15 protein-coding genes are annotated in these 15,351 nt (G+C 70.4%); 10 read left to right on the forward strand and 5 right to left on the reverse strand.

Features of this window, described 5'->3' with window-relative positions; all coding sequences use genetic code 11:
• Window positions 1-12 precede the first annotated feature (12 nt).
• From BLV57_RS37060 to BLV57_RS37080, 5 genes are read left to right on the forward strand one after another with little or no spacing between them, the layout of a single operon-like run.
• Entirely contained in the window at window positions 13-1,641 is a 1,629-nt protein-coding gene (locus BLV57_RS37060) for an AAA family ATPase (protein ID WP_091297809.1), read from the forward strand.
• Entirely contained in the window at window positions 1,638-1,853 is a 216-nt protein-coding gene (locus BLV57_RS37065; protein ID WP_091297813.1) for a DUF2997 domain-containing protein, read from the forward strand. Before BLV57_RS37060 ends, BLV57_RS37065 begins: the two co-directional genes overlap by 4 nt.
• Complete coding sequence (locus tag BLV57_RS37070; RefSeq protein WP_091297815.1) at window positions 1,841-2,443, forward strand: 4Fe-4S single cluster domain-containing protein; 603 nt, start codon at window positions 1,841-1,843, stop codon at window positions 2,441-2,443. The genes BLV57_RS37065 and BLV57_RS37070 overlap by 13 nt, the downstream gene beginning before the upstream one ends.
• Window positions 2,440-2,889, forward strand: coding sequence for a hypothetical protein (locus BLV57_RS37075; protein WP_091297816.1), 450 nt, complete (start codon window positions 2,440-2,442; stop codon window positions 2,887-2,889). The genes BLV57_RS37070 and BLV57_RS37075 overlap by 4 nt, the downstream gene beginning before the upstream one ends.
• On the forward strand, window positions 2,886-4,121 hold the full coding sequence (locus tag BLV57_RS37080; protein ID WP_091297819.1) for a ComEA family DNA-binding protein: 1,236 nt from the start codon (window positions 2,886-2,888) through the stop codon (window positions 4,119-4,121). The genes BLV57_RS37075 and BLV57_RS37080 overlap by 4 nt, the downstream gene beginning before the upstream one ends.
• Here BLV57_RS37080 and BLV57_RS37085 read toward each other — a convergent pair.
• From BLV57_RS37085 to BLV57_RS37095, 3 genes are all read right to left on the reverse strand, one after another.
• A complete protein-coding gene (locus BLV57_RS37085; protein WP_091297821.1) occupies window positions 4,118-5,005 on the reverse strand; it encodes an endo-beta-N-acetylglucosaminidase H in 888 nt (295 codons plus the stop codon). The genes BLV57_RS37080 and BLV57_RS37085 overlap by 4 nt on opposite strands.
• Window positions 5,006-5,100: 95 nt before the next feature.
• Window positions 5,101-6,432 carry a serine hydrolase domain-containing protein gene (locus BLV57_RS37090; RefSeq protein ID WP_091297824.1) on the reverse strand — a complete coding sequence of 444 codons (1,332 nt, stop codon included), beginning with the start codon at window positions 6,430-6,432 and terminating at the stop codon, window positions 5,101-5,103.
• Window positions 6,433-6,547: 115 nt separating this feature from the next.
• On the reverse strand, window positions 6,548-7,150 hold the full coding sequence (locus BLV57_RS37095) for a TetR/AcrR family transcriptional regulator (protein ID WP_091297827.1): 603 nt from the start codon (window positions 7,148-7,150) through the stop codon (window positions 6,548-6,550).
• Between the two features lie 80 nt (window positions 7,151-7,230).
• On the opposite strand from BLV57_RS37095, the gene BLV57_RS37100 reads away from it, so the two are divergent.
• From BLV57_RS37100 to BLV57_RS37110, 3 genes are read left to right on the forward strand one after another with little or no spacing between them, the layout of a single operon-like run.
• The gene (locus BLV57_RS37100) at window positions 7,231-7,764 is read left to right on the forward strand and encodes an alpha/beta fold hydrolase (protein ID WP_091297829.1); all 534 of its coding nucleotides are present in this window, start codon (window positions 7,231-7,233) and stop codon (window positions 7,762-7,764) included.
• Window positions 7,765-7,771: 7 nt separating this feature from the next.
• Window positions 7,772-8,872, forward strand: a complete 1,101-nt coding sequence (locus BLV57_RS37105; protein ID WP_176968981.1) for a sensor histidine kinase — start codon at window positions 7,772-7,774, stop codon at window positions 8,870-8,872.
• A complete protein-coding gene (locus BLV57_RS37110) occupies window positions 8,869-9,528 on the forward strand; it encodes a response regulator (protein ID WP_091297831.1) in 660 nt (219 codons plus the stop codon). Before BLV57_RS37105 ends, BLV57_RS37110 begins: the two co-directional genes overlap by 4 nt.
• Here BLV57_RS37110 and BLV57_RS37115 read toward each other — a convergent pair.
• Complete coding sequence (locus tag BLV57_RS37115; protein WP_091297833.1) at window positions 9,506-10,924, reverse strand: alpha/beta hydrolase; 1,419 nt, start codon at window positions 10,922-10,924, stop codon at window positions 9,506-9,508. The two genes, BLV57_RS37110 and BLV57_RS37115, sit on opposite strands and share 23 nt — an antisense overlap.
• A 446-nt stretch (window positions 10,925-11,370) precedes the next feature.
• Here BLV57_RS37115 and BLV57_RS37120 point away from each other — a divergent pair, with 446 nt between their 5' ends.
• Both BLV57_RS37120 and BLV57_RS37125 read left to right on the forward strand, forming a co-directional pair.
• Entirely contained in the window at window positions 11,371-12,351 is a 981-nt protein-coding gene (locus BLV57_RS37120) for a LysR family transcriptional regulator (protein ID WP_091297835.1), read from the forward strand.
• Between the two features lie 87 nt (window positions 12,352-12,438).
• Window positions 12,439-13,752: an alpha-lytic protease prodomain-containing protein gene (locus BLV57_RS37125; RefSeq protein WP_091297838.1), complete on the forward strand. Its 1,314-nt coding sequence runs from the start codon at window positions 12,439-12,441 to the stop codon at window positions 13,750-13,752.
• A 122-nt stretch (window positions 13,753-13,874) separates the two neighbouring features.
• Here the strand turns inward: BLV57_RS37125 and BLV57_RS37130 are convergent, their stop codons facing one another.
• Window positions 13,875-15,344 carry a M1 family metallopeptidase gene (locus BLV57_RS37130; RefSeq protein WP_091297841.1) on the reverse strand — a complete coding sequence of 490 codons (1,470 nt, stop codon included), beginning with the start codon at window positions 15,342-15,344 and terminating at the stop codon, window positions 13,875-13,877.
• Between the last annotated feature and the right edge of the window lie 7 nt (window positions 15,345-15,351).

The following is a 15,351-nucleotide window of genomic DNA, read 5'->3' on the forward strand; positions in this document are numbered from 1 at the left end:
GAGGGGGAACCGATGGCAGGCCAGGGGTTTCGCGACGAGCTGACCCAGTTGCTGCAGGCGCGCTATCCGCTGCTGGTCGTCGAGACGCACGAGGAACAGCGGGTCGTGCGGGAGATCCGCGCGGTCGCCGAGGACGGGGCGCGGCTGCGGACGCCGCGCCGGGTGTACGTGTGGTCGTCGACGACCGGGCTGGCTCCGGCGGGCGGGCAGCCGCTCAACGACACGCGGGCCGCGTCGGCGGCGCTGGAGCGGGTGTACGGCTGGAACGAGCCCGCCGTGTTCGTGTTCGTCGACCTGCATCCGTCGCTGGTCTCCGAGGGCGGGAACCGGCCGGATCCCGAGGTCGTGCGGCGGCTGCGTGAGCTCGCGGGCGCGCTCAAGACGCGGCCGGTGCCGCTGACCGTCATCCTGGTCTCGCCGTCGCTGCCGGTGCCGCCGGAGCTGGAGCACGACGCGACGGTCGTCGACTTCCCGCTGCCCGATCAGCAGCAGATCGGCGAGCTGCTCGACGGCATGGTCGCCGCGCACCGCGCGCACGTGCGGATCAGCATCGACCGCGACGAGCGGGACATGCTGGTCGGCGCCGCGCGCGGGCTGACGCTGCCCGAGGCCGAGAACGCGTTCGCCAGGGCGCTGGTCGAAGGCGGCGGGCTCGACCGCAGCGACCTGGAGCTGATCCTCGCCGAGAAACGGCAGGCCGTGCGCCGGTCCGGGATGCTCGACATCGTGCCTGCCGAGGCGAGCTTCGACGCGGTCGGCGGCCTGGATCGGCTCAAGCGCTGGCTGGTCAAGCGCACCGGCACCTGGACACCGGCCGCCGCGGCCTACAACCTCAGCGCGCCGAAGGGACTGCTGCTCACCGGCGTGCCCGGCTGCGGCAAGAGCCTGTCCGCGGTGTGCGTGGCGAACATGTGGCATCTGCCGCTGCTGCGGCTCGACCTCGGCCGGATCTTCGCCGGGCTGGTCGGGTCCAGCGAGAAGAACATGCGCACGGTCATCCGCACCGCGGAGGGCATCGCGCCGTGCGTGCTCTGGGTAGACGAGATCGAAAAGGGCCTGGCGGGCGCGGGCGGCGGTGGCGACGGCGGTACGGCGCGCCGCGTGCTCGGCACGTTCCTGTCGTGGATGCAGGAGAAGTCCGCGCCGGTGTTCGTGATGGCGACCGCGAACCAGGTCGACTCGCTGCCGCCCGAGTTCCTCCGCAAAGGCCGGTTCGACGAGATCTTCTTCGTGGACCTGCCGTCGGCGGCCGAGCGCGCCGCGATCTGGCGGATCCACCTGCGCAAGCGGGTCACCGACGCGTTCGTGGGCAGCGAGCTGCGCCTCGACGACGCGCTCTTCGCCGAACTCGCCGACTGCAGCGCGGGCTACAGCGGCGCGGAGATCGAGCAGGCCGTCCTTTCCGGGCTCGTCGACGCGTTCGCCGACAAGCGCCCGCTGCGCCGCGAGGACCTGGTGCGGGCGGTGAAGTCGACTGTCCCGCTCTCGGTCACCCAGGCCGACGAGATCACGGCCATCCGGAACTGGGCCGAGACCCGCGCGGTCGCGGCCACCGACGACGGCACCGAGCCGCCCCAGCCCCCGGCGCCGGTCCCGCCCGCGCCGCCGGAGGCCCCGACGGGAAGGACGATCGACGTATGACGCACCGCGTGACCGTGACCATCGGCAGGGACGGCTCGATCAGCGCCGAGACGCACGGCGTGACCGGCTCGAAGTGCCTCGACTACATCCCGCTCCTCGAGGACATGCTCGGCGCGGAGACGGTCACCTCGGAGTTCACCGAGGACTACCGGCGCACCGAGACGACCGAGCAGAACACGGCGACCCGGCAGCAGACGCAGTGGAACTCCTGAACCTGCACCGGATCGTCGACGCCACCGCGGCCGAGGGACCCGGCCTGCGCTGCGCGGTCTGGACCCAAGGCTGTTCGGTGCGCTGCCCCGGCTGCTTCAATCCGCAGACCTGGACCACCAAGGGCGGCACCCGCCTGCCGTGGCAGGACGTCGCGGAGCAGGTGCTGCGTGCCCGTGACGAGCACGGCGTCGAAGGCCTCACCCTGCTCGGTGGCGAACCGTTCGACCAGCCCGAGCCGCTCGGCGCGCTGGCCGCCGCGGTGCGCGCCGAGGGACTTTCGGTCATGACGTTCACTGGGCACCGCCTGGAGGAGCTGCGCGCCAGGCCGGACTGCGCCGGACTCCTCGCGTCCACGGACCTCCTGGTCGACGGCCCGTATCTGGCCGACCAGCCGGAGCCGACGAGGCCGTGGGTCGGCTCGGCCAACCAGCGGTTCCACTTCCTGACCGGCCGCTACGACCCGTCCGTGCTCGACGCGCCGAACCGGCTCGAACTGCGGATCGCCACCGACGGCTCGGTGGAGCTGAACGGGTTCGCCACCACCGAGGCGCTGGAAGCGCTGCTCGCGCCCGAAAGGAATCACCGATGAGCGTCACGCTCAAGCTGCGCAGTGAAGCGCTCGCCCAGCTCAACGCCGCCACGATCGCCGCGCACACCCAGGCGAACGCGCAGGCCGGCCAGGTCACCGTGCGCACCCGGATGCGGCACCGCGACCTGCTCACCCGCGCGCTCACCGGGCTGCGCGCCCAGGTCAGCGAGACCGGCGACACCGTGGTCGCGCAGTGGACGGGCAGGCGGATCCAGTTCACCTACGGCCCCGATGGCGTGCAGGTGGCGCATGTGGACGGTCCGGGGCTCACCCCGGCCGAGGCCGAGAAGCTGGTGCTGTCGGTCGACGACGCCTACGCGGCCGAGGTGCAGCGCCAGGTGTACGAGCGGCTCAAGCAACGCGCGGCCCAGTCGGGCATGCGCGTCGAGTCCGAGCGGACCAACGCCGACCAGTCGATCAGCATCACGCTGGCCGCGATGTCGTGACCGAGGTCAGGCTGGGGCTGATCGAGTTCGGCAAGGCGCTCAACGACACGGTCACCGTGCCGGGCCTCGGGCAGCTGCCCGGTGGCCAGGTGAGCGTCGGCCGCGCGACCCGCGGCGCCCGCGCCCGGCTTGTGCGTAACGACCGCGTGCTCGCCGAGGATCTGCGCCTCGGGATCATGCTGCGCAAGAAGTTCCTGTCCAGCGAGCTGGAACCGCGCACGGAAGCCGGGTTCCTGCGTGACGTCTTCGTCGCCGTCGGGCGCCGCGACATCGTGCCCGGCGACGCGCTGGAACTGTACGCGGACAACGAGATCGGGCCCGACACGAGCAGCCAGGTCGGCGTCGCGCAGGTGCACGCGCCGGGGCACAGTTTCCTGACCGGGTTCCACGCGCAGGTGCGCCAGCACGAAGGGACGCTGCGCGACGGCGCGCTGATCGGCCATTTCCGCGGTGGCCAGGTCATCGGCTCGCCGATGCGCGTGCTCGGGCTGTCGGGACCGGCCGGGCCGATCCCCGAGGTGCCCGCCGGGCAGTACGCGACCGCGCTGCTCGGCTTCCAGTGCGCCGCGCCGCCGATGCCGGGCGACATGCTGGCCGTCTATCCCGAAGCGGACCGCGAGTACCTGGAGCACCGCGAAGGCATCGCGGTGGTGCACGGCGTCAACCTGCTGGGCGACGGCTCGGCGGTGGCCGCCGTCGAGGTGCCCGAGCAGATGGCCCGCAACGTGCTCACCGCGGGCTCGCTGGCCCGGCTGATCCGCCCGAACGGCGTCGGCATGGAGACCACCTCCACGGTGGTCCGCACCGGTATCAAGGTCACGTCCCTGGCCAGGGGGAACATGATCATCCCGGCGGGCTCCGGCACCGGCGTGTTCACCATGGGACTGTCCACACAGGACGTCCAGGCCAACGACGTGGTCGAAACGTATGTGCCCGCACCGGGAACACGAGCCGACCAACAGCTCGCTCCACCGCCGCTTCCCGAGGCGCCGAGTTCGCCCGTGGACGTCAACACGGCCCCGCCGTCCGACTTGGCCGCCTTGCCGGGCATGTCGCCGGAACGCGCCGCGTCGGCCGTCGAACTCCGGCAGCGGCAAGGCGGTTTCGCCGATGTGGAGGCGTTCGGGGTCGCCGTCGGCCTGCAGCCGCACGAGATCGTGCGGCTGCGTGGCCGGGCGACCGCGAGCCGGGTGGAGCAGCGCGGCACCGGGATCCGCCAGCTGGACATCTAGCCCGCGTAGACGGCTTCCTTGCCGTACAACTCCTTCGTGAAGCTGGAGATGTAGGTGTGGGAGTCGGAAGCGCCGAGGTTGTAGGTCAGGTAGACACCGTACCCTTCGCTCACGGTGCGCCGCGCCAGGCTGGCGGCGGTGCTCGTCGACGTGGCGCCGATCTGCACCGCCGCGGGTGAAAGCCGCGACTTCGGGAGCGCGATGCTCGGAACACCCCACGTGCCGTAGTAGGGATTCCACGCGTAGCTGAACTTCGACGTGATGTCGACGCCGCCATAGGACAGTCGCGACGCGGCCGGGCCGATGTTGTACAGCGAGATCAGCTTGGTCGGCATCGCCGCGCGCAATGCCGAAACGAGGTACACGAAGGAACTGGCGTTGGGCTGGCCGGTGCCGTTCTTGCCGTACTCCGAATACTCGTCGTCGAAGTCGATGCCGTCGAGCCCGTACTTGGTCACCGTGTCCGACAGCTGCTTCGCGAACGCCTCGGCCGAGGCCTTGGTCGGGAAGTTCGCGAACCCGGCGCCCTGGTGGTTGCCCAGTATCGACAGCATGACCTTGATTCCCTTGGCCTGCAACGGCCGGACCTGGGTCGCCACGTTGTCGAGCACACGCTGCACGTTCGGGTTGAAGTACAGGTACGCGGCCTTCTTCGTGGTGTCGTAGTTGATGTTGGCGGCGAAGATCACGCCGACGTCGAACACGTTCCCGCCGCCTTGCAGCGCGTACTTGCCGACGTTCAGCATGCTGTTGTTGTTGACCTCGATGTAGGCGACGGAGATGGGCCCGGTCTTCGCCGGCACCGCGTTCGCCGTGTTCGTCGCCATGCCCGCGAGGAGGGCCACGCCCGCCAGCAGCGCGGTGATCCGGCCGAGTTTGGACACCGTTCATCAACTCCCGTCGATAGGGTGAACTCGAGCCTATGTATGTTCCTTTCTTCCTAGGTGTCAAGGATTGTGATCGATTCACCTCTGTTGGCCTACGCGGTTAGTCTGGAACGCTCACGCTGAGCGGTACGGAGCCCGAACTCCACGGCGGACACCTCGCCGTGCTCGTCACGCAGGAACCGGGCCAGCGGCCTGCGTGTGTCGGCCGCCCTGGCCACCACGTCCTCGGCCACGAAGGCGACCTCGAAGGCGGGCGGGGTCTCGATCGTGCCGTCGGTCGCCACCATCCGAGCCCACAAACCGCCGTCGCGCACGGTGAACTCGAACCCCAGATCACCGGTCGGGAAGCTCCCGGCGTACTCCGCCGGGTCGGTCGGCACGACCGGCTTGGCTTCGAGCGCGGGCAGGCCTGCCAGGTTCTCCAGGCACCAGTCGACCACCTTCGGCCCCAGCACGCCGCCACCGACACCGTTGGTCAGCACGGTGACCGCGAAGTTCTCGGCGGGCACGGTGATGAAGTCGGACAGCTGCAGGTTGCTGACGTTGCCGCCATGCCGGACGATCTCGGCGTCGCCATGCCGGGTGACCATCCAGCCCAGCGCGATCTGCTCGATCGGGCACGCGGCCGCGCGCTGCGGGGTCCGCCACAGCGCCCTGGTCGCGTCACTGAGCGGTGGCGCGTCTTTCGCTTGCCCAGTAAGCAAAAACCTCGCCCACCGCAGCTGGTCGGCCGCCGTCGACCACAGTCCCCCACCGGGATTGAGCGAGCGCGTGAGGCCGATGTCGTGCGCCACTTCGGACTTCCCGTCACGCAGCACATGGCCGACGGCGTGCGGCCTGGTCAGCACATCCCATGGCAGGAACCACGAATCGGTCATGTCCAGCGGTTCCAGCAGCCGTTCCCGCACCAGATCCTCGTACCCGAGGCCCGAAACCACCTCGGCCACCCGGCCCGCCAGCAGGAAACCCGAGTTGCTGTAGGAGAAAACCTCGCCGACCCCGAACACCTGGGGCAGCTCGTCGAAGCGCGCGGCGGCCGCGGCGAGCGCGTCCGAACCCCACCCGGAGGCGATGTCCACGTCCCCGAGGAACCCGGCGGAATGCGTGAGCAGATGCCGCGTGGTGATGGTGTCGCGCGCGACGGGATCGGCCAGCCGCAACTCGGGCAGGTACTTCGCGACCGGCTCGTCGAGATCCAGCACGCCGTCCTCGACCAGCGCCAGCACCGCGGCCGCGGTGAACGTCTTGCTCGTCGAGCCGATCATGAACAGCGTGCCCGGCTCCACCGCCTGCCCGGTGTCCACACTGGACACCCCGGTGGTGAGCAGCGACTCTTCGCCGTCGTGCAGGATGCCCACCGAGGCACCCGGCACGCCGGCCTCGCGCGCCCACTCGTCGAGCAATGGCTGCAGTTCCCGATTCATCCTCGTCCCTCTTCGTGCGTCGCGGTGCGGTTCCCCTCACCGTGGCACCGCGACGACGCCGCCGGTTCGTCCACACGCACGGACACCGCGGCCGAGATTCGTCGGCCCGCACCACTCAGGCCGCGGAGAAAAGCCGATCGAGCCGATAGTCCACGATCGCCATCGCCTGTTCCGCGGTGTAGGCGTCGACCAAGATCCCGGTGACCAGCCCGGCGGCCATCGCCGCGAGCGCGTCGGCCTCCAAGCCGGGATCGACATCGGCCGGAACACGGTCGCCCGCCTGGGCTTTCCGGAGCTGCTCGGCCAGCGCACGCACCAGATGCGGGAGCAGCGCTTCTTCGTCGGGGTCCTGGCGCCCACGCGTGACGTCGACGGCGAAGTAGGCGATCTGGACCGCGCAGAGCATGCGGCTTCGCTCGTCGGAGGGCAGGACGCCGGACAGGTACGCACGCACCACCGCGCGTTCGTCCCCGGTGCGCAGCGCGTGGCCGACGCCGTCCGCCGCACGTTCGCCGCTCAGCTCGACCATGCGCCGCCAGGCGAAACGCAGCATCTCCTCCTTGGTCTGGAAGTAGTACTGGACCAGGTTCATCGAGATGCCCGCCTCGGCGGCGACCGCACGCAACGTGACCGCCTGCAGGCTCTGCGCCGAGGCGATGCGGTAGAGGGCCTCCGCGATCTCGCGCTTTCTCTGGTCGTGGTCAACGCGTTTGGGCACGCGATCACTGTGCCACACCTGGCAGCGGTGGTCACGAGCGGTTATAGTGCAAGTGCACTATAAAAACCTGGGGAGGTCCCATGCTCGGCGAGTTCGTGAACGACAAGGCGAGGAACCGGTATTTCGCGACCTATGACGCCCTGCTCGAGAAGTGGCCGGTACCGGCACGGGAGCTGGAACCCGCGGGCTTCGGGCTGATCGGCAAGCGGTTTGTCTGGTGGAGCATGACGGAGATCTTCCGCTGGTTCCTGCCGCTGCCACTACTGCGGCTGGTCGCGGCCGGGGACCCGGTGGTCCGGCGCTCGTTCCGGCCACTGCTGCTGCGGGGCCTCAAGTATCGGATGCAACCGGTGCCTCAACACCTGTTCACCGACGACGAACTGCGCTCGATCACCGTGCCGACCCGGATCGTGCTCGGCGAGCGCAGTGTCATCCACGATTCCCGGGAAGTGCTGGTACGCCTCAAGAAGCTCAATCCGAACATCAGCTCCGAAGTGGTCCCGAAGACGGGCCACGGCCTGTCCTTGGAGAAGGCCGAGCTCATCACCGCGCGGATCCTCGCGTTCGGCCTAACCCGCGAGACAGACGCCGGCCCCCAGGGCGGGTCCCTATAGTCGCGGTGTGCTCGGTGAACGGGTCGATTCCTGGATGCGCGGGCATGAGCCGCTCGTCGATGCCGCCGCGACCGCGGTCCTCGTCGCCTGCTGGACGCTGTTCGGCGTGGCCGTCCGCGGGGACGGCGCGTATTTCCTGCTGACGCTGGGTTTGCTGCTGCCGCTGGCCGTGCGGAGGCGGTATCCGGCGCCGGTCGCGGGGGTCGTGCTGGCCGTCGCGTTCGTGCAGTGGCTGACCGTGCGCGACACCATCGGCGCGCTCCCCGCCGATCTCGCGGTGCCGATCGTGATCCACGCGGCCGCGGCGTACGGCAAGCCGTGGGCGAGCAACGGCGCGCTCGGGGTGGGCCTGGCGGGCGCGGTCCTCGGCGGCCTCAGCTGGCCCCAGCTCGCCACCTCGGCCGAAGCGCACCTGCTCACCGGCGCGTTCCTGACCAGTGTCGTCGTCGCGGCCTGGGCGATCGGGACGCTCGCCGGGGTGCGCCGCAGGCAGGCCGAGACGCTCGCGGACCGCGCGCGGCTGCTCGAGCGGACGCGGATCGCCCGCGAAATGCACGACGTCGTCGCGCACTCCCTCGCAGTCCTGATCGCCCAGGCCGACGGCGGCCGCTACGCCACCTCGCCCGAGGCACGCGCGAACGCGCTCACCACGATCGCCGATTACGGCAGGCAGGCGCTCGCCGAGACCCGGCGAGTGCTCGGAGTGCTGCGCGACGGGCCCACGACCGAGCCGATGCCGGGTCTCGGGGACGTTCCCGCGCTGGTCGAGCAGGTTCGCTCGGGCGGGCTAGCCGTCAGCCTCGAGATCGAGGCCCCGCCGGACGTCGAGCCAGGGCTCGGCCTGGTGGCTTACCGGATTGTGCAGGAGGGACTGACCAACGTGCTCAAGCACGCGGGCCCGTGCGCGGAAGCCGAGGTGTCGGTCCGCTGGGGACCACGGCAGCTGGAGATCGACGTGCGCGACGACGGCCGGGGCACGCCCGGCACGGCCACGAGCGGCTACGGATTGGTGGGAATGCGAGAACGTGCGAATGCCTACGGTGGCGTTGTCACCCTGGAGCCTCGGCCCGGCGGCGGGCGGGTGCTGAGCGCCCGGATCCCGCTATGACGGTCCGGGTGCTGCTCGTCGAAGACCAGGCGCTGGTCCGCGCCGGGTTCCGGATGGTCATCGACTCGCAGCCCGATCTCACCGTGGTCGGCGAGGCGGGTGACGGGCTCGCCGGGGTGCGCGAGGCCCGCAGGCTGCGGCCCGATGTCATCGTCATGGACGTGCGGATGCCGATCCTCGACGGCATCGAGGCGACCCGGCGCGTGCTCGCGGCGCCCGAGCCGCCGAAAGTGCTGGTGCTGACCACGTATGACCTCGACGAGCACGCGCTCGCGGCGATCAGGGCGGGCGCGAGCGGGTTCCTGCTCAAGGACGCGCCGCCCGAGGACATGCTCGCCGCGGTGCGCACCGTGCACGCGGGCGACGCCGTGCTCGCCGCGTCGACCACCCGGCGGCTGCTCGACCGGCTGTCCCCCGGGCTCGATCCGGCCGCCGAGCGCTTGGTCGGCGGGCTGACCGAGCGGGAGCGGGAGGTGCTGGTCGAGATGGCCAAGGGCTGGTCGAACGCCGAGATCGCCGACCGCCTGGTGGTCGCGACGGGCACGGTGAAGACCCACGTCAGCAGCGTGCTGGCGAAGCTCGGCGTCCGTGACCGGGTGCGGGCGGTGATCACCGCCTACGAGGCGGGCCTGGTCAAGCCGGGCGAGCGCACGTGACATCCCCGCCGGGCAGCATGCCGTCGAGCAGATAGCGCTCGACGAGGTCCCCGACGCATTGCGTGCCCTCGGACCGGTAAACGCCATGGCGGAAAGCTCCGCCGAGCGTGACCATGCGCGAGCCGTGAATCACGCCGTGCATGGCCTGCTGTCCCGGATACGGCGCCGCCGGATCGCCGGTCGCGCCGACCACGAGCGCGGAATGCGTGACGTCGACCCTGGTCGGCGGCTCGGCGGGCTGAGCAGGCCAGAACGCGCATGGCGTGATCTGGCGAGCCAGTGAGCCGAAGAACGGCTCCGCCGCGCGATGCGCTTCCATGTCGCGCCAGTACGTCTCGGGATCCCGTGCCGCCGCCCGGTCCGCGCACCGGTTGGCGACCCCGGCGCTGAAACCGAACTCGGCGACGACGTCCTGGCTGCGATAAAGGGCGAGCCGCTCGGCCTGATCCGGCGTCGGAGTGACCGCGAGACCACGCGCCGCGTCACGCAGCACGCGCACCTGCGCGGTCAGTTCGGCGTAGAACGCGTCGCTGTCGACGGCCGTCAGCAGCAGTCCGGGCAGCATGGCGGCATCGATCCGGTACTCCCCCAGCCGGAACGGCGTCCGCGCGGCGATCTCGTCCACAGTGGACAAAACATCGGCCGCCGTGGCGCCCAGCTGTCCATTGTGGACCGCCGCCCAGGTGGCCCAATCGGCCAAGGCCGCGGCATCGGCGGGCCCGGTTTCCCTGGTCAGCGCGGGGCCGTAGGCATCGGGGCCGACCGGGCTGTCGAGCACGACGCGGTCCGCGCGCCCCGGGAACATCTGCAGGTAGACAGCCCCGAGATAGCCGCCGTAAGACCAGCCCAGATACGAGATGCGCGGTTCGCCGAGCGCGGCACGCACGGCATCGAGGTCACGGGCGATGTTCCGCGTCGACCCGTGTGGCAGCAGCTCGCGATCCGGCGCGCAGCGTGCCGCGAGGCTCTTCGCCGCCGCGACGCTCTGCTCGAACGCGGGCCGGTCCGGGCTCGCGAACTGGGCGCTGCGCAGGTAGTCGCCGGTCGTCCAGCCGCATTCCAGCGGCGTGCTCCGCCCGAAGAACCGCGGATCGATCGCGATCAGGTCGTACTGGGCTGCGAGCGGGCCGTCGAGCAGCACCGCGTCGAGCGACGGCCCCGGCCCGCCGTTGTTGACCATCAGCGCTCCGCGCTTGTGGCCCGTCGCGGGCCGCCGGGCCACGGCCACCGAGATCGTCCGGTCGCCCTGATAGTCGAGCGGGACGCGGATCTCACCGCACCGCGCGCCCGCCGCGGCCAGCCGGGTGTCTTCGCAGGAATGCCACGCGATCGCGGGCCGAACAGGCGGGCAGAGCGCCGCCGCCAAGATCGGTATGGCCAGAAGGTGTTTGATCATAGGCGAAAACTAAGCGTCCGGAGACCGCCCGCCATCTGGCGTGAGAACGGATCCTGATCCCTCTGAAGACAGAGAACGGGTCCAGACCACTCTCCCTGGCGTCCTGCCGGACACCGTCCGACCTGGACAACTTCCGCGGCGAGCTGCTCCCACCGGACCAGCAGGCCGAGTTGTCCGCCCTGCCCCGCGACGGGAGTGCACTGTCTTTCTTCCGGATTGGCGACCACGCTCCTCCCGGGCGGCGGCCTCATATGGGGCACGACCTCGGCTCCGCGTCCGGCGTCGACGCCGCCCCGGACCTGCGACGACGCGCGGTCTATACCACTGCGCCGCTCGCGCTGGACGACGAGAAAGGGCCCGAATTGGCGGCGCGGCGTTCACTCCGCCCATTACCGGGTAACTTCCGTCGCTTGGCCGGGACCATTAATCGGATCTAACGTAGACGGATGGAGCTGGAGCTGCGCCATTTGCGGATCGTGTGCGCGATCGCCGAACTGGGAAGCATCACCAAGGCCGCGAACACGCTCGGGATGGCGCAGCCCGCGCTCACGGCCCAGCTCAAGCGCATCGAGCGCACCCTCGGCGGCGCGGTGTTCCTGCGCGACCACGCGGGCACCCGCCCGACCGCGCTCGGCAAGCTCGTGCTCGACCGGGCGAGGATGCTGCTGCCCGCCGTCTCGGCGCTGCACGACGAGGCGGCGCGGCTGGCCCAGCACATCCATTCCGGCGAGCCGCTGACCTTACGGCTCGGCTCGACGTCCGGCCCGATGCTCGGCGGGCTCGTGCAACGCCTCGGCACCCTGCATCCGGAGACCCACGTCGCCCCGCACGCGTCGTGGTCGGCGAACGAACTCGCGTCCCTGCTGTCCGACGGAAGTCTGGACTTCGCGTTCATCGGCGTCTGCGGTGACGCCCCGCCGCCCCCGGAACCGGGCGTGCGCTGGCAGACGCTCGCGACCGATCCGGTGTTCGTCCTGCTCTCCACGCGGCACCCGCACGCGAAGGACGACGCGGTCGAGCTCGCCGCGCTCGCGGACGAACGCTGGTGCGCCACCCCCGGCGACGGCTGCTTCGCCGACTGCTTCGTGTCCGCCTGCGCGAAAGCCGGGTTCACGCCACGCAATCTGTACGAGACGGACGTGCTGGCCTGCGTCGATATGGTCGAGTCCGGCCACGCGGTCGTGTTGTGCCAGCCCACGTTCCGCGAGTTCCCCGGCGTCGTCGCGGTGCCGATCGCGGGGAATCCGTTGAGCTGGCGGCATCTCATCGGCTGGTCGCATCGCGGCGAGATGGGCCTGTTCGCCGCCGAGATGATCGCGCTGTCCCGCGCGGTCTACCGTGAGCTGTCCGAGCACCGGCCGAGTTACGCGCGTTTCCTCGAAGCCAACCCGGAATGGGGGGTGAGCTACGCGGACTCGGCGATATGACCCAAATGGTATGTACCACTTGGGTGAGCGGCCTCGTACGGTCGGGGACCGAGATCCACCTCCCCCCGCCCGAGGAGCGCTCGAACAATGAAACGGAAAATCGTAGCGGCCGCCGCGGCCGCCATCACCGGAGCCGGTCTGGTCACGGCACTGGCGCTCACGCCGAGCGCGAACGCCGGCGCGCAGTCGGAAATCCTGACCGCCATGGCGCGCGACCTGAACCTCACCCCGCAGCAGGCGCAGGCCCGCCTCGCCGCCGAGCAGCACGCCGCGACCACCGACAGCGCGCTGCGGAGCCAACTAGGCGCCGCTTATGGCGGCTCGTGGCTTGATTCCACCGGCACGACGCTGACCGTGGCGGTCGCGGATTCCTCACAGGAAGCCAAAGTACGCGCGGCCGGCGCCATCGCGCAGCCCGTCGCCGTCGGCGCCGCCCAGCTGGACTCCGCGAAAGCCTTGCTGGACACCAAATCCGCCGACGTCCCGCCGTCGGTGCCCGGCTGGTACGTCGACGTCACCACCAACAAGGTGGTCGTCTCGGCCAACCCCGGCGCCGAAGCCGCGGCGAAGGCATGGGCCGCGAAGTCGGGTGTGCGCGCCGACCTGGTCCGCGTCGAGACCACCAATGAAAAGCCGGTGCCGTTGATCGACATCATCGGCGGCAACGCCTACACCTTCGGCTCCGGCCGCTGTTCCATCGGCTTCTCGGTCGAAGGCGGCTTCGTGACCGCCGGGCACTGCGGCACGGCGGGCACCCGCACCTCGAACCCGAGCGGCACGGTCGCCGCCTCGGTCTTCCCCGGCAACGACTACGCCTGGGTCCGCGCCGACGCCGGCAACACCCCGCGTGGCCTGGTCAACCGCTACCCCGGCACCGTGCCGGTCGCCGGTTCGCAGGAGGCCGCGATCGGCGCTTCGGTCTGCCGCTCCGGGTCCACCACCGGCTGGCACTGCGGCACCATCCAGCAGAAGAACGCCTCCGTCACCTACCCGCAGGGCACCGTCACCGGCCTGACCAGGACCAACGCCTGCGCCGAGCCCGGCGACTCCGGCGGCTCGTGGCTCTCCGGTGACCAGGCGCAGGGCGTCACCTCCGGTGGCTCCGGCAACTGCACCTCCGGCGGCACGTTCTACTTCCAGCCGGTGTCGGTGATCCTGAGCACCTACGGCCTGCGCCTGGTGACCTCGGGCTCGACTCCGCCGAGCAGCACGACCACCACGCCGACCAGCCAGACCACGACGACCCAGAACCCGCCGAGCGGCACCTGGGCGCCGAACACGTACTACGGCTCGGGCGCGACCGTCACCTACGACGGCGCCTCCTACCGGGTGCTCCAGCCGCACACCTCGCAGGTGGGCTGGGAGCCCCCGAACACCCCCGCGCTCTGGGCGCGCATCTAGAGGGGCAGGATAAAGCGGGCTTTATCCCGGTGCTTTTCCGGGATAAAGCCCGCTTTATCCCACGCTGAGATAAAGCCCGCTTTATCCCGGACTGAGATAAAGCCCGCTTTATCCCGGGTGCGCTAGGCGGCGCGCCAGTCCGGATGTCCCGGCATCGGCGGCAGCGTTCCCTTGCCGTAGAGCCAACTCCGCAGGAACGGCCCGAGATCCTGACCGGCGACCCGTGACGCGGTCGCGATGAACTGCTCGGTACTGCCCGTGCTGTCGTGGTTCTCGGTCACCCACGCCCGCTCGATCCGCTCGAACACCGCGTCGCCCACCTGCTGCCGCAACGCGTACAGCGTCAGCGCGCCGCCCGCGTAGACACCCTCGGAGAACGGCCGGTCGTCGGACCCGCCGAAACTCGCCGGGTCGGGCGCGGCGACCGGCCCGTACTTCTCGAGCCAGTGCTTCCGATGCACTTCATAGGCGTGGCGCGCGTTCTGTTCGACGGTCGAGCGGCCATGCGCTTCGTTCCACGCCCATTCGTAGAACCTGGCGTGGCCTTCGCTCAGCCACAGATCGGACCAGCGGGCAGGCGCGACCGAATCGCCGAACCACTCGTGCACGATCTCGTGCGCGACCGTGCCGTCGACCCCATTGGCCTCGTAGTTCTCCGGCGTGAGCTGACCGGCGCTGAGCCACGTGAGTCCCTGGGTTTCCAGCGCACCGCCAGTCGGCGTCGCGTAGACACCCGCTATCGAGCCAGGAAACCGGCCCAGCCGCCGCTCGAGGAATTCGATCGCCTCCGGAAAGGTCTTGTCCAGCTGGGGAAGGACCGCGTCGGCCAGGTCCGACGGCACCGCGTACCGCAGGTCGATCCCGTCCGGGCCGCTCCGGTGCACGACGGTGAACGGGCCGACCCCGACCTGCAGCAGCTGGGTGGCCAGCGGCCGGGGTTCGTCGAACACGCGCGTCGTGCGCTCCCCCGACACCGTGGTCGACACGAGTTTCCCGTTCGCGACGGAGTTCGCCGATCCCGTAGTGGTGATGGAGACCGTGGTCGGCGCCTTCGCCGACGGATGGTCGTCCACCGCGAGCACCCGCCGCGCGCCGACCGGCTGGTTGTGGAGTTGGATGTAGTTCCCGGCACGCCACATGCCGTTGACGAGGTCTTCGGGCTTGCTCGGCGGATTCTTTTCCAGGTCCGGCGCGGTGTTGAAGACCGTGACGCTCACGGTGAACCGGGCCCCGTCGCGGATCGGCCGCAGCGGGGTGATGACCAGTTCACCGTCCGAAGTGGACTGCCAGGTCGCCGGTTTCCCGTCGACCTTGACCTCGCGCACCCGCGGGCCGAGCAGGTCGAGATCGAAGCGGGACAACGATTGCGTCGCGCGCAGGCTCAGCACCGACGTCGCGGTGTAGGTCTCCAGGTCCGCGGGGAAGTCGAAGGACAGCCGCTGCCGTTCGACCCGGTAGCCGCCGTTGCCCGCGTTCGGCCACAGCGCGTCGCCCACCCCTGGCGCGCCAGGGGTGGGCGACGCGAACGCCGGTGGCCCGGTGAGCAGCAAGGCCGTCACGATCGTGCCCAGTGCCCATGGTTTTCTTTTCATGCCACGA

The sequence above is a fragment of the Amycolatopsis xylanica genome (assembly GCF_900107045.1).
Taxonomy (GTDB): Bacteria; Actinomycetota; Actinomycetes; order Mycobacteriales; family Pseudonocardiaceae; genus Amycolatopsis; species Amycolatopsis xylanica.